This is a genomic window from Fusibacter sp. QWL-12, assembly GCF_058683495.1.
On record NZ_CM178745.1, the window covers coordinates 2,002,077 to 2,022,111 of the forward strand.

The 20,035-nt window shown below is 37.4% G+C and carries 20 protein-coding genes; 16 read left to right on the forward strand and 4 right to left on the reverse strand.

Annotated elements, in window-relative coordinates; all coding sequences use genetic code 11:
• Nucleotides 1–66 precede the first annotated feature (66 nt).
• The 5 genes from AC4PID_RS09730 (at nt 67) to pdo (ending at nt 4,052) form a co-directional block, all read left to right on the forward strand.
• Nucleotides 67–822, forward strand: a complete 756-nt coding sequence (locus AC4PID_RS09730; protein WP_492131814.1) for an amino acid ABC transporter permease — start codon at nt 67–69, stop codon at nt 820–822.
• Nucleotides 806–1,540, forward strand: coding sequence for an amino acid ABC transporter ATP-binding protein (locus AC4PID_RS09735; protein ID WP_492131815.1), 735 nt, complete (start codon nt 806–808; stop codon nt 1,538–1,540). Before AC4PID_RS09730 ends, AC4PID_RS09735 begins: the two co-directional genes overlap by 17 nt.
• Nucleotides 1,541–1,590: 50 nt before the next feature.
• A complete protein-coding gene (locus AC4PID_RS09740) occupies nt 1,591–2,262 on the forward strand; it encodes a transposase (protein ID WP_492131816.1) in 672 nt (223 codons plus the stop codon).
• Nucleotides 2,263–2,374: 112 nt separating this feature from the next.
• Nucleotides 2,375–3,349 (forward strand): FAD-dependent oxidoreductase, encoded by a 975-nt coding sequence (locus AC4PID_RS09745; protein ID WP_492131817.1) that lies wholly within the window; start codon nt 2,375–2,377, stop codon nt 3,347–3,349.
• Nucleotides 3,350–3,401: 52 nt separating this feature from the next.
• Nucleotides 3,402–4,052, forward strand: coding sequence for a protein disulfide oxidoreductase (gene pdo, locus AC4PID_RS09750; RefSeq protein WP_492131818.1), 651 nt, complete (start codon nt 3,402–3,404; stop codon nt 4,050–4,052).
• A 126-nt stretch (nt 4,053–4,178) separates the two neighbouring features.
• Here the strand turns inward: pdo and AC4PID_RS09755 are convergent, their stop codons facing one another.
• The gene (locus AC4PID_RS09755) at nt 4,179–4,757 is read right to left on the reverse strand and encodes a hypothetical protein (RefSeq protein WP_492131819.1); all 579 of its coding nucleotides are present in this window, start codon (nt 4,755–4,757) and stop codon (nt 4,179–4,181) included.
• Between the two features lie 127 nt (nt 4,758–4,884).
• Here AC4PID_RS09755 and AC4PID_RS09760 point away from each other — a divergent pair, with 127 nt between their 5' ends.
• The 8 genes from AC4PID_RS09760 (at nt 4,885) to msrA (ending at nt 12,108) form a co-directional block, all read left to right on the forward strand.
• The gene (locus AC4PID_RS09760) at nt 4,885–5,781 is read left to right on the forward strand and encodes a GGDEF domain-containing protein (RefSeq protein WP_492131820.1); all 897 of its coding nucleotides are present in this window, start codon (nt 4,885–4,887) and stop codon (nt 5,779–5,781) included.
• A gap of 9 nt (nt 5,782–5,790) precedes the next feature.
• On the forward strand, nt 5,791–6,843 hold the full coding sequence (gene mutY / locus AC4PID_RS09765; protein WP_492131821.1) for an A/G-specific adenine glycosylase: 1,053 nt from the start codon (nt 5,791–5,793) through the stop codon (nt 6,841–6,843).
• 37 nt (nt 6,844–6,880) lie between these two features.
• Nucleotides 6,881–7,663: a GNAT family N-acetyltransferase gene (locus AC4PID_RS09770; protein ID WP_492131822.1), complete on the forward strand. Its 783-nt coding sequence runs from the start codon at nt 6,881–6,883 to the stop codon at nt 7,661–7,663.
• An 11-nt stretch (nt 7,664–7,674) separates the two neighbouring features.
• Nucleotides 7,675–8,562 carry a YegS/Rv2252/BmrU family lipid kinase gene (locus AC4PID_RS09775; protein ID WP_492131823.1) on the forward strand — a complete coding sequence of 296 codons (888 nt, stop codon included), beginning with the start codon at nt 7,675–7,677 and terminating at the stop codon, nt 8,560–8,562.
• A 106-nt stretch (nt 8,563–8,668) separates the two neighbouring features.
• Nucleotides 8,669–9,568, forward strand: a complete 900-nt coding sequence (gene gnd, locus AC4PID_RS09780) for a phosphogluconate dehydrogenase (NAD(+)-dependent, decarboxylating) (RefSeq protein ID WP_492131824.1) — start codon at nt 8,669–8,671, stop codon at nt 9,566–9,568.
• A gap of 8 nt (nt 9,569–9,576) precedes the next feature.
• Entirely contained in the window at nt 9,577–10,929 is a 1,353-nt protein-coding gene (gene zwf / locus AC4PID_RS09785) for a glucose-6-phosphate dehydrogenase (protein WP_492131825.1), read from the forward strand.
• Nucleotides 10,929–11,558, forward strand: a complete 630-nt coding sequence (locus tag AC4PID_RS09790; protein WP_492131826.1) for a cyclase family protein — start codon at nt 10,929–10,931, stop codon at nt 11,556–11,558. The genes zwf and AC4PID_RS09790 overlap by 1 nt, the downstream gene beginning before the upstream one ends.
• A 76-nt stretch (nt 11,559–11,634) precedes the next feature.
• Nucleotides 11,635–12,108, forward strand: coding sequence for a peptide-methionine (S)-S-oxide reductase MsrA (gene msrA, locus AC4PID_RS09795; protein ID WP_492131827.1), 474 nt, complete (start codon nt 11,635–11,637; stop codon nt 12,106–12,108).
• A gap of 109 nt (nt 12,109–12,217) precedes the next feature.
• Here msrA and sdaAA read toward each other — a convergent pair whose 3' ends face one another.
• A complete protein-coding gene (sdaAA, locus tag AC4PID_RS09800; protein ID WP_492131828.1) occupies nt 12,218–13,093 on the reverse strand; it encodes an L-serine ammonia-lyase, iron-sulfur-dependent, subunit alpha in 876 nt (291 codons plus the stop codon).
• Between the two features lie 8 nt (nt 13,094–13,101).
• Complete coding sequence (gene sdaAB, locus AC4PID_RS09805; RefSeq protein WP_492131829.1) at nt 13,102–13,776, reverse strand: L-serine ammonia-lyase, iron-sulfur-dependent subunit beta; 675 nt, start codon at nt 13,774–13,776, stop codon at nt 13,102–13,104.
• 133 nt (nt 13,777–13,909) lie between these two features.
• Between sdaAB and AC4PID_RS09810 the strand changes: the two genes are divergently transcribed.
• From AC4PID_RS09810 to AC4PID_RS09820, 3 genes are read left to right on the forward strand one after another with little or no spacing between them, the layout of a single operon-like run.
• Nucleotides 13,910–15,706 (forward strand): DegV family protein, encoded by a 1,797-nt coding sequence (locus AC4PID_RS09810; RefSeq protein ID WP_492131830.1) that lies wholly within the window; start codon nt 13,910–13,912, stop codon nt 15,704–15,706.
• Nucleotides 15,703–16,476, forward strand: a complete 774-nt coding sequence (locus tag AC4PID_RS09815) for a DUF1295 domain-containing protein (RefSeq protein WP_492131831.1) — start codon at nt 15,703–15,705, stop codon at nt 16,474–16,476. The genes AC4PID_RS09810 and AC4PID_RS09815 overlap by 4 nt, the downstream gene beginning before the upstream one ends.
• Nucleotides 16,476–18,254, forward strand: a complete 1,779-nt coding sequence (locus AC4PID_RS09820; RefSeq protein WP_492131832.1) for a methyl-accepting chemotaxis protein — start codon at nt 16,476–16,478, stop codon at nt 18,252–18,254. Before AC4PID_RS09815 ends, AC4PID_RS09820 begins: the two co-directional genes overlap by 1 nt.
• Nucleotides 18,255–18,404: 150 nt before the next feature.
• On the opposite strand, the gene AC4PID_RS09825 is transcribed toward AC4PID_RS09820, so the two are convergent.
• Complete coding sequence (locus AC4PID_RS09825) at nt 18,405–19,961, reverse strand: ABC-F family ATP-binding cassette domain-containing protein (protein WP_492131833.1); 1,557 nt, start codon at nt 19,959–19,961, stop codon at nt 18,405–18,407.
• Nucleotides 19,962–20,035 lie beyond the last annotated feature (74 nt).

The following is a 20,035-nucleotide window of genomic DNA, read 5'->3' on the forward strand; positions in this document are numbered from 1 at the left end:
CTCGATGTCCGAGGATTTTTATTAAGTAAGAAGAAGTAAGCAATGCGAATAAAATAGGAGCGACAAATGAAAAAAATACTAAACTTTCTAGCAGCTATTGCGGTATATGTTCTTTTGTTTTATTATGTATCGTCTAGAGCCCTTGAAAAAACAACAGACTACACTGTTTATCTAACTTATTGGCGCGTCATACTGGAAGGCTGGCTGACAACAATTGCAATTAGTGTTGTGTCACTCTTTTTAGCGCTCGTGATCGGTTTGATTCTATATCTAATGACCGTTTCAAGATGGCGTGTACTCAAATATCTTTCTGAAATTCATAAGACCATTATTTTCGGAACACCGCTTATCGTTATAGCAGTTATCGCATATTATTATATAGGGGATGCATTTAACATCGATTCAAAATTTTGGGTGGGCTCATTAACACTTGGATTGTATATAGGGGCTTACATTTCGGATATATATAAAGGTGCAATTGAAAGCATACATCAAAATCAGTGGCAGACGGCCAAAATGTTTGGTTTTACAAAGTATCAGACATATAGATATGTTGTTTTTCCTCAAGTGATGACTTCTATTTTACCACCTCTTGCAGGACAATTTGCGATGACTATTAAAAGCAGTGCCCTATTGGCATACATGTCAACAAACGAATTTTTGAATTCGGTACAAACCATTCAATCCATTAGCTTTAGATACCCAGAAGGTTTTTTAATCATAGCCGCAGGCTATTTAATTCTAACGATCCCACTGATTCTGATGGTAAGAAGATTAGAAAAAAGACTCAACTACAAGGTGGCTTATGAATCTAACAATTAATAATTTAATCAAAACCTATGGTGGCAAAACCATACTCGATCATATGCAAATAAAAGTAGAGGACATTCAAGTTTTAGCACTTATTGGGGCGTCTGGTAGCGGAAAATCAACCCTTTTAAGGTTGATTGCTGGTCTCGAATCATTTGAAAATGGTAGTATCAATGTGAATGGTCATATCGTAAGTGAAGTTGCAGATGTGGCGTACAGGAAAAAAGTTGGTTTTGTATTTCAAGATCATAATTTATTTCCCCATCTGACAATTTTGGACAATATACTACTTGTCTTAGAAAAAGTACATGGTCTTAATAGAGATGAAGCCATAAGTGAAGTAAATGCACTTTTAGAGCAATTTGGGTTACTGGAACATGCGTTAAAAAGACCGCATCAGATCAGTGGGGGACAAGCGCAAAGGGCGTCAATAGTAAGAGCACTTGCAATTGCACCTGAGCTCGTGCTACTGGACGAACCCACTTCATCCCTCGACCCGATTTTAACACATGAAGTATTAAATGCAGTTAAGCTATTGGCTGAACAGAAAAAGGATTTTGTTATCGTGACGCATGAAATAGGTTTTGCAAGAGAGGTAGCGGATTATATTATTTTTATGGAAGATGGAAAAATCGTCGAACATGGTACAAAAGAAATCTTATCAAAGCCTCAAACTCAATCCTTAAAGGCATTTTTGAACAAAGTTTTGACATTTGTAAATGAAATGTAAATTCGAGGGGACGGTACTTGAATTTTATTTTTTCATCTGTTATACTCTGTTTGAAGGTAGGTGATCTCGTGGCACGAAAAGCTAGACAAGTAGAACTTGAAGGTGTGTATCACATCAGACAATATGGAAGTTCATCTCGAAATCTTTTTGAAAGCGAGGCGGACAAATACAAATTTCTAGAGTTGATAAAAGCCTCTAAAAAGAAATATGGATTTAAGCTTTATGCCTACTGCCTTGAAAACGATAATGCATACCATTTAGTCGTTTATGCGAATGGAAGTGATTTATCTAAAATTATGAAGTCATTAAACATTGCCTATGCGATGTATGTAAAAGCAGATCAACCTTTATTTAAGGATCGATATAAGAGCATTTTAATTGAAGACGAATGCACTTTTGATCAAATATGTGATGAAATTCGATGTAATAAGGTAACCGGTTCTTGTTTTAATAGTGAGGTAGATATCTGTGATCATGACAATCCTTTTCACTCTACCTGTAAAACGTGCTTAAAAACCACGAAAGAAGCACTTGAAAAGCTTGATCAGATTGCTTTAAAGAAATCAGTAAGGACTCAGGATTTAATTAATGACAAAGAGCTTCGCAATCAGTTAATTGTGGATTTTAGAAAAAACTCAATTTTATCTTTAAAAGAGCTAGGCGAGTTGTTTGGCGGTTTATCTGAATCCTCAGTATGTAAGATTCTTAAGTCTGAAAAATAATCTCTTCGTTTAAAATCTTCTGTTGTGAGTATATTTATGATGTACTCTGGCAGAAGTTTAATTAGATATATAATTCAAGTAACGTCCCTTAGGACGATAAGGAGTGTATGGTATGGAACTCAATCTTAATTTAACCTCAAGTAAAAAGAAAAGTGCTGTCCTTGATAAGGGTAAATCCTATGATTTACTAATTATTGGCTCAGGTCCAGCAGGACTAAATTCAGCACTATATGCAAAAAGAAAAGGTCTAGAAGTTGGGATCATCGGTAAAAAAAGCGGTGGTCAAGTTGTGGACACGACGTCAGTAGAAAATTATTTAGGATTTGAGTTTAAGACGGGAGAAGAACTTGTTCAAGCTTTTAAATCACACGTAGATAGTTTAAAAGTTCCTGTACTAAATGATGTTGAAGTTACTGCTGTTAACAAGAGCGATAATGGTTTTGTGGTTCAATTATCAAGTGGTGAAGCACTTACATCAAAATCAGTTATTATTGCTACAGGTAGCCGTCCGAGACACTTAGGCATTCCAGGTGAAGCAGACTATTTAGGAAAAGGTGTCGCTTATTGTGCAATCTGTGATGGCCCATTGTTTGAAGGCTTAGATGTTATCGTAGCAGGTGGTGGTAACTCAGCGGTAGAAGCGGCCATTGACCTCGCTAAAATAGCAAATACGGTTAAGTTAATTCATAGAAGCCAATTTAGAGCGGATCAAATTGTAATTGACAAACTGAATACACTAGATAATGTTCAGGTTTATTTAGAAACTGAAATTCTTGAAGTTAAAGGTACACAGCTTATGTCTGGTGTCGTTGTTAAAGATAAAAAATCAGGTGAGATTAGTGAGATTGAAGCAAATGGTTTGTTTGTTGAGATTGGTTACTTGCCAAACAGCGGTTTTGCAAAAGACTTCTTAAAACTTAACGATAGAGGAGAAATCATGATCAATGCAGCTTGCGAAACCTCTGTAGAGGGTGTCTTCGCTGCAGGTGATGTAACAGACGTCCCTTATAAGCAAATCGTTATTTCAGCAGGAGAAGGTGCTAAAGCGGCACTCACAGCAAATGATTATATCAACCGTCTTAAGTAATTAATAATATGACTACATTATCATGTAGCATTAAAGTATAAAGGAGAATATTATGAGCTTATTAAATGAACAATTACAAGAACAATTAAAAGAGATTTTTGCAGATATGAAAGATGATATTACACTGGCAGTGTTTTCAAAGGAAGGCGACTGTGAGACTTGTAAGGACACTTTAAATTTTATGCAAGAAATCGAGAGCTTAAGTGACAAAATTCATCTTGAAGAACTGGATTTGGTTAAAGATGCAGATCGCGCAGCAGCTTATAATGTAGTAATGGCACCGAGCATCGTTATGCTAGATGGACAAAAAAATTATAGAGGCGTTAAATTTAACGGTATTCCAGCAGGTCATGAAATTAACTCCTTCATCCCAGCGATCCTTGAAGTTTCTGGTGCAGGGGAAGATTTACCTGAAAGCTATAAGGCAAAATTAAACGCACTTGAAAAACCAGTCAATATCAAAGTGTTTGTTACTCTTAGCTGTCCTCACTGTGCTGGCGCAGTTCAAAAAGCACATAAGTTAGCACTCGAGAGTGATTTAATCGATGGCGAAATGATTGAAGCACAAACTTTCTATGATTTATCAGAAAAGTTTAATGTTTCAAGTGTACCTAAAATTGTAATCAATGACCAATATGAGTTCGTGGGCAATCAACCACTAGAAGTTTTCTTAGAAGAAATCGAAAAAGCGCAAAGAGCATAATTAATAAACCCCCATTTGATTGTTTTCACAATAATGTGAAACCTCATTTGGGGGTTTTTTATTGTTTAATTTGTTTTGATTGATTTCAGAAATTCGAATAAAGTATAATAGTTATAATACCATGAATTAAGATTTATTCTGAGCCATTTGATTAAAAGTGTTCTTTTTTTTAGGATAATCTACGATTAATCCTTCATAAATTAATTTTTTGTTTTCAAGTGTCATTAAATCAACCGTTTGAACGAGTTCAGGTGTTTTTCCAACATCTAAGATATGATGCCTTCTAAGTAATACATAAACAAATTGAGAACAAAAATAGTGATTTTTCCTATAAATTGGACGATTAAACCATACGCCGAAAAGGCCAATAAAATTATAGCGATATTGATTTCTATGTTTATAGAAATACTCAATATCTGCCTTCAAACCTTCAAATTGCTCATGAGTAACAGGAACTCTAAATATTTGACAGGCACTTGATGGATTGTTTTTATAGACACCTTCATATAAGCTTTCTTTTACAAAGCCACCCGAAAAAGGGTTTCTAGGGCGAGTTCGACCAAATGAATACATTTCGTCAAATCGGTCGTCAAAGCCAATGGAAGTATGTACGTATTTTGCTGGCTGGAAGTATTTCAATGCTCTGGATAACCAAGTTCCAGTCTTTGAAAATACAAGATAAATATAATAAACGTCATTTTGCATAGATTTTTCCTCATACTAATAATAAATCTATTATAATATAAAGGCATGTGAAATGTTATCTTTTTTTTACAATCATATATTTTGTGAGAGATTGGGTATAAGAGAGATGTACATAAAGGAGGCTACTATGATCCCAAAAGATTATGAACTGATTCTGAATTCACTCTATGAAGGCGTGTATATCGTCGATCGACAAAGAAAGATTCTATTTTGGAATCAAGGTGCTAAGAACATAACTGGTTACTCTGCCGATGAGACCTTAGGTAAATTTTGTCATGATAACATTCTCAATCACATCGATGTCTATGGAAGACAACTTTGTCTCGATGGCTGTCCACTTCACGAGACTTTAATAGATGGTAAAGCGAGGGAGCTGGATGCTTATCTTCAGCACAAAAGAGGGCATCGCGTACCTGTACATTTAAAGTCAATTCCAATGTACGAGGACGGTAAAATTACAGCGACTATTGAGATTTTTACTGAGAGTACAGAGCCTCAAAATGAGCATTTTAGAACTGAGCTATCAAAGCATGAGCTTTTGCGAGATCCGTTGACTGGGCTTCCAAATAAAAGATTTTTCGACCACTATATTAACTCTAAAATGAATGATTTTCGAATGCTGGATATCCCTTTTGCGGTTGCTATAGTCGATATAGATAATTTCGATGGTATCAATAAAACCTACGGTGTCTCCACAAGTGATGAAATTTTAAAACTATTATCAGAAAGCTATAGAAGTTCAATAAGATTAGCGGATTTAATAGGACGCTGGACAAACGATGAGTTCGTATTCATCTTTTCTGGTGTCACAAATGAGAGCTTAAATTCACTTTGTGAAAAAATAAGGATTATGTCTGAAGCGAGCACATTACGTGCCAATACCATAAGAGAAGTTGAGATTGCAGTTTCTGTTGGCGCATCTGTCGTTAGAAAAGATGATACAGCAGACAAAATAATTAGTAGAGTAGCGGATCGTCTTAAGAAAGCAAAAATGAAAGGTGGCAACTGCTGTATTACACGATAAGGGAGATAAATGTCAAAAGAATTACTGAGTTGGTATGATGAAAATAAAAGACCTTTGCCGTGGCGAGAAACAAAAGACCCGTATAAAATATGGCTTTCAGAGATTATGCTGCAGCAGACACAGGTTGTAACTGTAATTGATTATTATCATAGATTTATTAAAGTGTTCCCTACGGTCCATGATCTGGCAAATGCCGATGAAGAAAAAGTTTTTAAGCTCTGGGAGGGACTTGGGTATTATTCTCGTGCACGTAATCTTATGCGCTGCGCAAAGCAGATATCTGAAGTGTTTGGAGGCATATTTCCACAGAATGTTTCGGAATTAGAGCGTCTACCTGGCATTGGGCCTTATACTGCCAACGCCATAGCCAGTATCGCTTTTGGCATGAAAGCACCTGCGGTTGATGGAAATGTTTTTAGAGTTGTATCACGGTTTTTTTCTCTAGAACAACCGATAGACCTTCCTCAAAATAGAGTTCTATATGAAGAGAAAACACTTGAGTTAATGACAATTAGGCACGATGATTTTACTCAGGCAATGATGGATTTAGGAGCCACGATTTGCACACCCAAAGCCCCACGTTGTGAGGCGTGTCCATTGAGAGCAAGGTGCAAGTCTTTTGAAACTTCCAAGCAGTTGGATTTTCCTGTAAAGATGAAACAGCTAAAAAAGAAAATACAAAAAGTTGCCTTGTGTGTCATTCTCTTTCAGAATGAATTTATGTTGATTAAATATCCAAGCAGTGGGCTATTGGCAAATCTATGGGGATTACCTAGAATTGCACTAGATGAAGGCATATTAACCAGTAACTTAGTTGAAGCTTATCTGAGTGAGAATTTTGATACGGTGTTGAATCAAATTGGCATAATAGAAGGAAAAAATCATATTTTTACGCACATCAAATGGGAAACGAGCCTCTACTTTTATCGTTGTGATCATAGACTTGATACAGACTTACCTAAAACCGATTGGTGTACGTTGGATCAGATTCAACTTAAAGCCTTACCTACTGCGATTAAAAAGCAGTTACCATTGATAGAAAAGTTTATGCGTTCTCTTTAAAAAGATGATAATAATATTTTGGGAAATGGAGTAACCTATGGCTGAGTTTGTTCAAGTAGACCCCCATCGTTTATATGATCTAGCAATTAAGGATTATTCAAGAAATTATTTTATTTGTCATACACTGGATAAGAATCAGCCGTATGCATCTGCATTTGGATGGTTTGAGAATCAGGAGCCAATCATAGGCATCTTTTTAAGACAGACAGGACTTATGCAAATTGCTATTGCTGATTTCGAGAAGGCATATGCTCATAAATCAGAAATTATCAGTCAAATTGAAGCAATGACTTTTGATGAAATTAGTTTTTTTGAAAGCTATGCTGCCATATTTGAACGCAATTATGGATTTGATACGATTTCAAAAGGAGCTAATATTGCTTATTGCACAAAAGACTCTTATAATGGAGTATTGGGAGAGGAATCACTTTTTTTTAAAGGGATCTGTTCTGATGAATTAGAACCAGTTGTAGCTCTTTACCAAAAGGTATTTAAATCCTTTGCAAGTGAAAAATCAATGAAAGACAAGCTATTAAAAGGACGGGGACGCGCGCTTGGTGGTTACATTGGTAACACGCTTATATCTGTTGCGCAGACAGATTACGAGGATACAAATGGCGCTTTGATTGTTGGCGTGGCAACTGATCCAGAGCATCAAGGAAAAGGCTATGGTGAACAAACCCTCAGAAAGTTAATAGAGCCACTGCTTCAAGAGGATAAAAAGCTGACTTTGCAGTATGATTCGCCAATTGCTGGACAGTTATATAAAAAATTAGGTTTTATAAATTACGATAGGGTAATTCGATTACGACGTAGATAATGAGGTGACATATGAATGTGTTATTGCTTTACAATCCAAGATCAGGAACGAGAAGTTTTCAAGCGCAATTAGATTATGTAGTAGAACAGTTCCAAAAGAAAGAGATGCAAATTATTCCATATCGTCTTGAGAACATGGATAAATTTGAAACCTATCTTAAAAAACTCGATATGAGTCAGTTTAAGAAGTTCATCATCTCTGGAGGAGATGGCACGGTACATCAGGTTGTAAATAAGATGATGAAACTAGGAATAGAGGTTCCGATAGCGATATTTCCAACAGGTACAGCCAATGATTTTTCTCAGTATTTTGGTATTCCAAAAGATATTGAAGGGATGACAAAAGTAGCACTTAGCGATCACTATTCGAGCTGTGATTTAGGAAAGATTAATGACCAGTATTTTATCAACGTGGCTAGCTTTGGTAATCTCGTCGATATTAGTCAAAGGGTGAATGAACAAACAAAGAACGTACTAGGGGTACTTGCCTATTATATAAAAGGTATAGAAGAAATTCCAAAGCTGAGAACCTTTAAAGCTAAAATTGAGTCAGATAATCTTGTGATTGAAGAGGATATTTATTTTGTTCTTATTATGAATGGTAAGTCAGCAGGTGGATTTAGAAAGCTTGCACCTTATTCGGATATTTCAGATGGGCTATTGGATGTCCTAGTGTTTAAAAAATGCCCTGTGCTAGATTTGATGCCTTTGATGATACAAGTATTAGGTGGCGAGCATCCAAAGAGTGACTATATTCACTATATTCAATCCAAACAAGTTAGAGTATCCTGTAATGAAGAGATCACTTCAGACTTAGATGGCGAACAAGGTCCAAAATTACCGCTTGAAATCGAAGTTGTTAATCATGCGATTCGCGTTAATACTTATGTTACAGAATAGTTATAACGCATTTAGAAAATACTTTTCTAAATGCGTTTTTTTTTTACTTATATTGGGTAATAGTAAAGACTAAGAGAAAAGATTAATAATAAATAAGGAGATAAATATGAAAATAGGTTTAGTCGGTTTAGGACGAATGGGTTACGCATTGGCTTTAAACATGAAAGATAGTGGCGTTGAAGTAATTGCAACGAATAGATCATTGGATAAAGTTGATGAAATTGCAAAAGAGGGCATAAGAGGTGCTTACAGTTTAAAAGAGTTGGTTGAGGCGTTCGGTGAAGAAAGACGCGTAATATGGTTGATGGTGCCATCAGGAGCAGCAGTGGATACGATGATAGAAGAATTAATACCACTGCTTAATTACAATGATATTATCATAGATGGTGGTAACTCCTATTACAAAGATACTTTGATTAGACATGAACGCTTAAAAGCGATTGGGATTCACTTTGTGGACGTAGGAACCAGTGGTGGTATCAACGGCGCACGTAATGGTGCTTGTTTAATGGCGGGTGGTGAAGCAGAACCAGTTGCTTTTGTAGAGCCCGTCTTAGAAAAGATTTCTATTGAAAATGGCTATGGCTACTTTGGCGCACCTGGAAGTGGTCACTATGTTAAAATGATCCATAATGGCATTGAATACGGTATGATGCAAGCAATTGGTGAAGGCTTTGATATACTTAAAGCATCAGAATTTGATTTGGATTTTGAATTGGTTTCTAAAGTTTGGAGCAATGGTTCTATTATTGAAGGTTTATTGATGCGTTTGATGCATGAAGCGTTTAAACAAGACGGCAATCTTGAGTCAATTATCGGTAAGGTAGATGCATCAGGTGAAGCGGATTGGACGCTTCAAGAAGCTGTAAGACTTAAAGTTTCTGCTCCTGTCATTACCCAATCGTTATTTGCTAGGTATAAATCTAAGGATGAAGAAAGGTTTAGCGAAAAAGCAGTTGCAGCTCTACGAAATCAATTTGGCGGACATAAAGTTTATAAAGCATAGGGGGCAATATGTTATTTACGATCTTTGGTGCTACAGGTGATTTAACAACTAAAAAGTTGATCCCAGCACTCTATCATCTATATGAAGAAGAACAGCTTCCCACGCCTTTTACCATAGTCTGTGTCGGAAGAAGACCATATGAAACCGAACAGTTTGTTGAACTGATTCGAAGCAAGATTGAAGGCAACTATCCACACTGGGAGGACTTTTGTAAAAAATTACATTATCTTTCCATGGATTTTTCTGCGGAAGCCAATTTTGAAATCTTTAAGAATTACGTGGATGCTATGCATCTACCAACCAGTGGACAGAAAATCTATTATTTAGCCACAGCGCCGCATTATTTTCCAATTATTGCGAGGGCATTAATTGTGACGCGCATGTTAAATCGAGGCGATATGCGTTCAAAAATAGTCTTTGAAAAGCCCTTTGGTGAAAATCTAGAAACTGCAAAAGCCTATAATCGCCTTTTACTGGAATCCATAGAGGAATCGCAAGTCTATAGGATCGATCATTATTTGGGTAAAGAAATGCTCCAAAATATTTTGACCGTACGATTTGCGAATAAAATTTTTGAAAGTATTTGGAATCACGAAAATATTGAAAGTGTTAAGATTTTGGCTCTTGAATCAGAAAGCGTTAAGCAGCGTGGTGGTTATTATGACCGTTCAGGCGCACTAAAAGATATGGTTCAAAATCACTTATTTCAAACCTTAGCTTTAGTAGCGATGGATGCGCCTATGGGGCTAAGTGATACTTTGATAAAAAATGAAAAGGTTGAAGTACTTGAGCACCTTCAAGTTAGTAACGATATTATTTTCGGTCAATATGCCGGTTATCTAGATGAGAAAGACATACCTAGTGATTCAAAAACTGAAACTTTTGTAGCGTTAAAGGCATATGTGAACTCGCAGAGATGGCGCAATACGCCGTTTTATTTAATGACTGGGAAGAAAATGTCTCGAAAGTTAGCTGAAATCGTCATTACATTTAAGGATGCCACTTGTTTTTTCGAGAGAGGTCAGCCCGAGAAAAATACACTGACGATTGAGATTTTTCCAAGAGAAGGGATCATCTTGAAGTTCAATGGTAAGGCACCTGGCTTATGGTCATATACCATGCCGATGCATCTAGATTACTGTCATTTATGCAATATCGTAGGCAACTCTCCAGAAGCATACGAAAAGCTAATACTTGATGTAATTCACGACGACGCATCACTTTTCACCCGATGGGATGAAATTGAAAATTCTTGGAAGGTAATTGATGAAATTGAACGATTAAAAGAGTTTGAACCACTACACATCTACTATTCTGAATCAGAAATGTTGGATATAGTTAATAAAAAATGGGGGCTATAATGAAGAACTGGATTGATGTGACCATGGCTATTTTTCCTGAAATGATGGTCTATAAAAATAAAGATGAAAAAAAACCAAAGTATACGGTTCGTGCGACACATGAGGCAAATGGTCACTTTGAATCGAGTATCTATATGGATTTGCACACGGGTACACATATCGACATGCCCCTTCATATGATTGAAAATGGGACAAACTCAGACCATTTTGATCTTGAGTTGGTTAATGGTATATGTACGGTGCTTGATTTTAGTAAAGAAGAACGACACGAAGTGGATGAAGCTTTTTTGAGCCAATTTGAAATCAATAAAGGTGATATTATTATTATAAAGACTAAAAATGCCTATGACACTGCATTTAATCTTGAGTATGATTATTTAGATGCCTCTGGTGCAGCATATCTTCAATCAAAAGGTATAAAAACCGTTGGTATTGATGCACTTGGGATTGAAAGAAGTCAAGCAGGTCATCCGACGCATTCTATTCTGTTAGGAAATGACATTTATATTATTGAAGGTCTTGCACTTAAAGCGATTGAAGCAGGAAGATACGAGCTTTTATGCTTACCTCTCAAAATTCTTGGGGTTGAGGGCTTGCCTGCACGAGCATTAATGCGTAAAGTGGAGTAGCGGATTAAAATTAATTGAACAAATAGAAACATATCAGTATACTAATGAATAGACAGATTATTTGTGAGGTGAATCTATGAAAGAGATAATTTTAGGTGGTGGTTGTTTTTGGGGTATGGAAGCGTACTTCAAACGTTTAAATGGCGTTCTTGAAACTGAAGTGGGCTATGCTAACGGCCAAACTAAAGAGCCATCTTATAAAGAGGTATGTACAAATACAACAGGACATGCCGAGGTACTTTGGGTAAAATATGATCCGAGTATCATTTCACTTGAAACTTTGCTAACACACCTTTGGAAGGTGATTGACCCGACATCACTCAATCGTCAAGGTGGCGATATCGGATCACAATATAGAACGGGGATTTACTATACCGACGCTTCTGATGTAGAGGTTATCACAGCATCAAAGAATGCCGAACAGCAAAAGTATGAAAAGCCAATTGTAACAGAGATTGAGCCATTAAATTACTACTATGCTGCAGAAGAATATCATCAAGATTATTTGACTAAAAACCCAGGTGGCTATTGCCATATTAAATTGGATTAGGAAACATATAAAGACCTGTAAGAAACTTGAAACGTTCTTACAGGTCTTTTTTTAATCTACAATTTTGCTAGTGGTAAAAACTGAAGGCTTGATCCCCTTTGATTAATTTTTACTTAAACAAGTCAGTTTGAATTTGAACGCCGGTTTTAGTTGTTGCAAGACCGCCCATTGAGGTCTCGCGAAGAGAAGGGGGTAATGCTCGCCCCACCCGATACATTGCGTCAACGACTTCATCAAACGGAACGATACTTTCGATACCAGCCAATGACATTTCTGCACACAAGAGTGCATTTGCTGCGCCCATTGCGTTTCTTTTTGCACATGGACTTTCTACAAGACCAGCAATTGGATCGCAGACCAATCCAAGTAGATTTTTAAAGCACATTGCAGCAGCGTTAAAAACCATTTCCGGTGTACCACCAAGCATGTGAACTACTGCGGCAGATGCCATAGCGGAAGCTGTTCCAACCTCAGCCTGACAACCGCCCTCAGCCCCTGAGATCGTGGCATTCTTTGCGACGAGGCTCCCTACGAGGTTTGCTGCAAGTAAACCAGAGATTAGAGTTTCTTCATCCAGTGCAAATCGTTCTTTGGTGGTCATTAAAACCGCCGGCATGACACCACAGGAACCCGCTGTCGGTGATGCAACGACTTTACCCATTGAAGCATTCAGCTCCATGGTACTGAGTGCATAAGCCGCAGCCTTTGCTATCGTTTCACCACAAACTGTATTGTGGCTCCCTAAACGATCGTGAATTTTTCGACTGTCATTGCCAATTATTTTACCGCGTCTTGAAGGCTGAGTTGTATCTTGACTGGATATAACAGCGTTCTGCATAACACGGATGACATTTTTAAGATAGTCTCTAATATAACCGTAACTTCTACCGGTACTGATAATCTCTTCTGAGAGAGAAAAGGCATTTAATGTAAGGTTGTTGTTACGGCAGTATAGGACCAATTCAGTTGAAGATGAAAATTTCATAGAACCTCCTAGTCGTAAATTTTCTCGATTAGATTGACGTTAATCATGCCATCTAGTCGCGTTAATTCGTTTAAGACAACTTCCTCAATCATTTCGTCTGTTTCAATAATGCCAATTGCAATTTTTCCTTTTTCTTCTCTAAAGAGCTTCATATAAGCGATGTTGATTCTATGTTCTGAAAGACAAGTTGATATTTTTGCTAGCATACCAGAGTTATCCTTATGATGTGTCACTAAAGTGTTGTAATCACCTGAAAACTGTACGTCTATGCCATTGATGGAATTGATAATCATCTTACCACCACCTATAGATACGCCTACGATTTCCCAAGTTTCTAGTCGATTGGTATGTGCGATGATTTTCACAGTATTTGGATGGGCAGCTTCATCATCAGAGCATGTAAATTGATATTTGAGTCCTCTGGTTTCGGCAATTTTAAATGCATCCACTAATCGTTCATCATCTTGCTTAAGGCCAAGAAAACCACCGAGTAATGCAATGTCAGTTCCATGTCCTTTATAGGTTTTTGCAAAGGAACCATATAAGACAAACTCAACCTGATCAACAGGGAGTTTGATGATATTTTGTGCAGTGTAACCGATTCGGCATGCGCCCGCAGTATGCGAACTGGATGGCCCAATCATCACAGGGCCAATGATATCAAACAAGTTATAATTTTTCATAATAGCTCCTATAATTTGAATTACATCTATCATAGCAAAATGCCTATAGAAAGGCTAATAAATAATTCGTTAAGAATAATTAAAATTCGTAAAATAGGGTAAAAGTGCCATAGTACTGAAAAAAGGAGGACTCATGAATCAGACATTGCTAAACGGTCTTGATTTTTTTAAGCACTTTAAGTGTGGTGCAGAAAATGTGATTAAAGCATCAGAAGTATTGAACCGAATTAATGTATTTCCTGTGAGAGATGGTGATACAGGGACCAACTTGTCCATTACTCTAAGCTCTATTTTGAATGAGGCAGTTGTTCATCCGGATCTCGATTTGGTTGTTAGCTCTATGTCAGATGTCGCACTTGAAAATGCTAGAGGTAATTCGGGAATTATATTTGCTAGCTTTATAGAAGGGTTTTCTGAGGCTTGTCATCAACTGAAAGAAATATCGCCTGAGCAGTTTGTTAAAGCAGCTTCACATGCTGTCTCTGTGGCTTATCAGTCGGTCAGAAACCCACAGGAAGGCACCATATTAACGGTAATGCGTGCATGGGAAAAATACCTAGTTGAGCACATTCAGCCTCATGTGAAATTTAATGATATGCTTCATGAAGCTTATAAAAAAGCCGAGCTTACTCTTGAGGAAACACAAAACATGATGCAAGTTCTTAAAAAAAATAAAGTGGTGGATTCGGGTGCAAAGGGGTTCGTCTTATTTTTAGAAGGGTTTTTAAAGGCAAAAAGTGAGTTAAATGATCCAGGAGATTATTTTCTTGAAACCATACCATATGATTCAAAGATTCAGTTACATGAGGAATCAGAAGAACTCAACTTTAGATATTGCACTGAGTTTATTTTAAAGGAACCATTAGAAGATACGAAGTCACTTGATCATCTGATGGATCGATTTGGGGATTCCCTCATTATAACAGGCAACCAAAGATTGACGAAGATTCATGTTCATACCAATGCCCCTGATCAAATTACATTAAAATTACATGACGCTGGGCATAAAATTTATAAATCAAAAGTTGAAGACATGTGGCTTCAAAATAAAATTGAAACCCATCAGCACCCTAAAATTGGGATATTAACCGATTCAATTTGTGATATTTCAGACGCGTTAATTGATCAGTATCAGATTCATTTTTTACCGTTAGCTTTTATTGCTGGAGAAAGCACATATTTGGATAAATATACAATTTCAAGTGAGGTTTTAAAACCGTTGTTAGATGCTTCAGAGCATTACCCGTCTAGCTCGCAAGTAGACGTCAAGTTGGTTAAGATCAAATTAGAATGGATGCTGAGGTACTATGAAGAGGTGGTCGTACTCAGTGTAAGTAAAGCGCTGAGTGGTACTTACGAGGGGTATAAAAAAGCAATTGAAGCATTAGGTGAGCATTCGAAGAGAATTACACTTTTAGATACTAAGCTGAATTCTGGAGCACAGGGACTTGTAGTTTTAAAGGCTGCACAGATGGCATCAGAGGGGCAACCACTTAATAATATAATCGAAACGGTCAAAAGGGTGATAGGGAATACGAAGATTTTTGTAAGCTTAGATACGTTTAAGTATGCAACAAAGAGTGGTCGTGTGCCTTATGTTGCTGGCAAGATTTTAACCGCATTACATGCTAAGCCAATCATGACTTTGGATGAAGCAGGCTTTGGTAAAGCGGGAGGAATCGCCTTTTCTAGAGATTCAGCAAATCGGAAAATATATAAAAAGGTCATGCAAATTGCAAGTAAATCGGAGTCGATTAAATATGCGATTGTTCATGCCGATAATATCGCTTTGGCAGAGCGTTTTGCTCGACGAATTGAAGCAATCACAGGACAAAAGCCTGAGTATATGACCTCGATATCTGCAATAACGGCTATACATGCTGGCATTGGCTCAGTAGCTGTTTGCATCGTCTCAGGAGGAGAGCAATGATTGAAAGTATCGTTTTTATTGGGATTTATTTTATGATATTCTTTATTTTTGGCACGATTCAAAAAAACAACAGCATCGTCGACCAGGCATGGGGGATTGGGTTTGTTTTGGTAGCATTCTTTAACTTATTCCGACTTGAAACGATTCAGCTCACACATTTGCTCGTCGTTGGATTGATCTCATTATGGGGATTGAGATTGTTTTTCCATATTTTCAAAAGGAACCATAAAAAAGCAGAGGATTTCAGATATGCGAAATGGCGAGAGGAGTGGGGGAAATGGGTTGTACCTCGTGCTTTTTTACAAGTCTATATGCTTCAAGGCTTGTTTATGTGGGTTATCGCATTACCTGCTATTATACTGCTTAACACGGTAAATGATATTAATAGCTCAATTTTATGGCTCATTGGAGTGATAGTTTGGTTATGGGGCTATTATTTTGAAGTGGTAGGCGATGCGCAACTAAAAAAATATAAGTCCAACCCAGCGAACAAAGGTAAGATCATGACGCAAGGGCTGTGGCAATATACAAGGCATCCAAATTATTATGGAGAAGCAACTATGTGGTGGGGCATTTGGCTGCTTTGTATTTCAAGTGGTGTGGGATTATGGACGGTGGTAGGACCGTTAACCATTACTTTTTTACTACTGTTTGTTTCAGGGGTACCCATGCTTGAAAAGGCAATGGCAAATAGAGATGGATTTGCCGAATATGCCTCAAGAACCAATCGATTTTTTCCATGGTTTCCAAAGAAGGGGGTTAAGTCGTAATGAAGAAGATTAGTAGTAAGATTATCACATTGGTAATCAGCAGTGTGCTTATTTCGTCATTAATTATTGGCGCAGTATCACAGTACATGATCTATACGACCAATATGGATCGTATTGATCAGTTGGAAAATCAATTAAGACAAGGCTACGATACAAATATCAAGCATCAAGTTGAGATCGTTGTCAGTGAGCTACAAGGGATAATTAATCAAATGAATTCTGGCGTCATCAGTCAAGCAGAAGCTAAAATCATCGCGGCGGATGTCATCCGTAATGCAAAGTATGGTGACTCTGGTTACTTCTGGGCAGATACGATTGAAGGTGTAAACGTCGTTCTATTGGGACGAGAGGATGTTGAAGGAACAAGTCGTATTGATTTGACCGATACAAATGGAAACAAAATTCTTCAAGGTTTTATTGCTCTTGTTAAACAATCAGGTGAAGGGTATTATGATTATTATTTCCCAAGACCTAACGAAACTGAGGCTCTGCCAAAACGTGCCTATGTAAAACTATTTGAGCCGTTTGAATGGATCATAGGAACTGGCAATTATATCGATGACATCGATGTTGCGGTTGCAGCTGAAATGGATCAGATGAAGAAAGAAATAACGAGTGCTTACTTTATGATCATAGGAGCTTTGATTATATCACTTATCGTTGGTATCATAGCGGCATTGATATTCGGGAAACGTCTTTCGAAGCCAATATTAAGAATCAATGATTTATTAATAAAAACCTCGCATTTGGATATTAAGAACGACGACTCATACGATAATTTATTAAAATACAAAGATGAAACAGGAACGATTGCTCATTCGGTGGCTAATTTAAGAACCGTTCTAAGAGAACTAATTGCTGAAATGCAAAAGGATTCAATTCAGCTCGAAAAGTCATCTGGCGAATTAAACGATGTCGTTGAAATGGGCAAAGAAGGCATCGATGCAGTAACGCAAACGGTTACAGATTTTGCTTCGGGTGCAACTTCTCAAGCCCAAGACGCTATGGTTGCTTCAGAAAAAATGGAGGGTCTAGCTAAGGATATTGATGAAACGGTGAAGAGTGCCGATAAACTCAAGGATTACACCACTGCAGTTTCTGTCAGCAATGTAGAAGGGGTTAAGCAGCTACAAGCATTAAATGATACCTTTGATTCTACAATGTCTGCTAACAAGCGATTGAATGAAAACGTTGAGACTTTGACCATAAAATCTTCATCAATTGTACAGATCACCAATACCATTCAGCAGATTGCAGAGCAAACCAACCTACTTGCGCTTAATGCAGCAATTGAGGCAGCACGTGCTGGGGAAGCTGGAAGGGGATTTGCTGTTGTCGCAGACGAAATTAGAAAGCTGGCTGAGGAAACATCAAAATCAACTACTCAAATCGATACAACCGTAAAAGAAATTCTCGGTGAAATTGGTGAAACGGAGAAGAATATGACCGCTTCAAACGAAGCGCTTGGTTTCTCAGGTAGTGTTTTAAACAAAGTTCAATCCGCGTTTGAAACGATTGAATCATCAATTAATAACACTTTATCACAGCTGGATCAGATCAATGAAAGTATCCGTCACGTCAATCGTAACAAGGACAATGCAACGGAGTCTATTCATGGTATTTCTGCTATTACAGAAGAAAATGCCGCAGCTGCAGAAGAAATTGCTGCAACTATGGATACACAGGCTGATTTGATGAGAAGCATTCAAGAAAATGCAGGGGAAGTTAAATCCATCGCTGATGATATGTTAGAAATTATTAGCAGATTTAAAGTTTAAGTTTTGAGAAAAGCCGATTTAAAAAATAGATGTCGCACAAATATACAGTATTTAATTAAAAAACAGTATGATGCTCAAAAAGAACTATATAAATAAAAAAGGTGCTATTCACATTCATATTAGATGTAAATAGCACCTTTAATAGTTTGACTAGACGATTTTAGTGGTCCACTGCTCTAAGTTCCAGACATCGCTTACGACATCTCTATAGAATTCAGGCTCATGGCTAATGAGAAGAATGGTTCCTTTAAATGCATTGAGTGCGCGTTTAAGCTCTTCTTTTGCATCGACGTCTAGATGGTTTGTAGGCTCATCCAGAACTAGGAAATTTGTTTCTTTATTGATTAATTTACAAAGTCTTACCTTTGCTTGCTCACCACCACTGAGTACAACTACCTTACTCTCGATGTGTTGAGTGGTTAACCCGCATTTTGCGAGCGCCGCTCTTACTTCGTACTGCGTATATGAAGGGAACTCCTTCCACACTTCTTCGATACAGGTGTTATAGTTAGCCTCTTTGATTTCCTGTTCAAAGTAACCGATATGAAGGAATTCTCCGGTATCAACTTTTCCACTGATACTTGGAATCTGACCCAGTATACTTTTGAGAAGTGTCGTTTTACCAAGACCATTTGCCCCGATAATGGCAACTTTTTGTCCACGCTCTAAAGTCAGATTAAGTGGACGACATAAAGGCTCATCATAACCGATTACTAAATCTTCAGTTTTAAAAATCAGCTTTCCTGAAGTTCTTGCCATCTTGAAATTGAATTCTGGCTTCGGTTTCTCCCTTGCGAGTTCAATACGATCCATTTTATCTAGTTTCTTTTGGCGTGACATCGCCATGTTTCGAGTTGCGACTCTCGCCTTATTTCTTTGAACGAAATCTTCAAGGTCAGCAATCTCTTGTTGTTGTTGCTTGTATGCAGACTCAACCTGTTTTTTCTTAGCTTCATAAATTCTAATAAAATTATCATAATCGCCAACATAACGATTGAGTTCTTTATTATCCATATGATAGATGAGGTTGACGACGCTATTTAAGAATGGGATATCATGTGAAATTAAAATGAATGCGTTTTCATAATCGTTGAGGTATTTTTTTAGCCATTCGATATGATCTTCATCAAGGTAGTTGGTTGGCTCATCTAGTAAAAGGATATCAGGTTTTTCAAGTAGTAGCTTAGCGAGTAGAATTTTCGTTCTTTGACCGCCGCTTAAGCTATCAACTTCTTTTTCTAGGCCGACGTCAAGTAAACCTAGACCTCTTGCAACTTCACTGATTTTAGCTTCAATAATGTAAAAATCGTTATGATTGAGGATGTCTTGAATCGTACCGACCTCTTCCATGAGAACATCGAGTTCCTCTGGTGTGACATCGCCCATTTTCATATACATATCGTTCATTTCAGTTTCTAAATCGTATAGATATTGAAACGCACTTTCTAGTACATTTTTAATGGTCATGCCTTTTTCTAGTGCCGTGTGTTGGTCCAAATAACCTGCACGAACGCGTTTTGACCATTCAATATTGCCCTCATCTGGCTCAAGCTTATGCGTGATGATGTTCATAAACGTCGATTTTCCTTCACCGTTCGCACCGATTAGGCCGATGTGCTCTCCTTTTAGTAAACGGAAAGAGACGTTGTTAAAGATGGCTCTATCTCCAAAGCCGTGGCTGAGATTTTTAACCGTTAAAATACTCATTTCTTTTCCTTTCTATTAAAAGCGATATACGCTCTAGTTCTATTTTATCCTTTGATATTATATAATAAAAAGAT

Coding starts and splice junctions, on each gene's coding strand:
- AC4PID_RS09730 (WP_492131814.1), top strand. CDS start 67: ATGAAAAAAATACTAAACTTTCTAGCAGCTATTGCGGTATATGTTCTT.
- AC4PID_RS09735 (WP_492131815.1), top strand. CDS start 806: ATGAATCTAACAATTAATAATTTAATCAAAACCTATGGTGGCAAAACC.
- AC4PID_RS09745 (WP_492131817.1), top strand. CDS start 2,375: ATGGAACTCAATCTTAATTTAACCTCAAGTAAAAAGAAAAGTGCTGTC.
- pdo (WP_492131818.1), top strand. CDS start 3,402: ATGAGCTTATTAAATGAACAATTACAAGAACAATTAAAAGAGATTTTT.
- AC4PID_RS09755 (WP_492131819.1), bottom strand. CDS start 4,757: ATGCAAAATGACGTTTATTATATTTATCTTGTATTTTCAAAGACTGGA.
- AC4PID_RS09760 (WP_492131820.1), top strand. CDS start 4,885: ATGATCCCAAAAGATTATGAACTGATTCTGAATTCACTCTATGAAGGC.
- mutY (WP_492131821.1), top strand. CDS start 5,791: ATGTCAAAAGAATTACTGAGTTGGTATGATGAAAATAAAAGACCTTTG.
- AC4PID_RS09770 (WP_492131822.1), top strand. CDS start 6,881: ATGGCTGAGTTTGTTCAAGTAGACCCCCATCGTTTATATGATCTAGCA.
- AC4PID_RS09775 (WP_492131823.1), top strand. CDS start 7,675: ATGAATGTGTTATTGCTTTACAATCCAAGATCAGGAACGAGAAGTTTT.
- gnd (WP_492131824.1), top strand. CDS start 8,669: ATGAAAATAGGTTTAGTCGGTTTAGGACGAATGGGTTACGCATTGGCT.
- zwf (WP_492131825.1), top strand. CDS start 9,577: ATGTTATTTACGATCTTTGGTGCTACAGGTGATTTAACAACTAAAAAG.
- AC4PID_RS09790 (WP_492131826.1), top strand. CDS start 10,929: ATGAAGAACTGGATTGATGTGACCATGGCTATTTTTCCTGAAATGATG.
- msrA (WP_492131827.1), top strand. CDS start 11,635: ATGAAAGAGATAATTTTAGGTGGTGGTTGTTTTTGGGGTATGGAAGCG.
- sdaAA (WP_492131828.1), bottom strand. CDS start 13,093: ATGAAATTTTCATCTTCAACTGAATTGGTCCTATACTGCCGTAACAAC.
- sdaAB (WP_492131829.1), bottom strand. CDS start 13,776: ATGAAAAATTATAACTTGTTTGATATCATTGGCCCTGTGATGATTGGG.
- AC4PID_RS09810 (WP_492131830.1), top strand. CDS start 13,910: ATGAATCAGACATTGCTAAACGGTCTTGATTTTTTTAAGCACTTTAAG.
- AC4PID_RS09815 (WP_492131831.1), top strand. CDS start 15,703: ATGATTGAAAGTATCGTTTTTATTGGGATTTATTTTATGATATTCTTT.
- AC4PID_RS09820 (WP_492131832.1), top strand. CDS start 16,476: ATGAAGAAGATTAGTAGTAAGATTATCACATTGGTAATCAGCAGTGTG.
- AC4PID_RS09825 (WP_492131833.1), bottom strand. CDS start 19,961: ATGAGTATTTTAACGGTTAAAAATCTCAGCCACGGCTTTGGAGATAGA.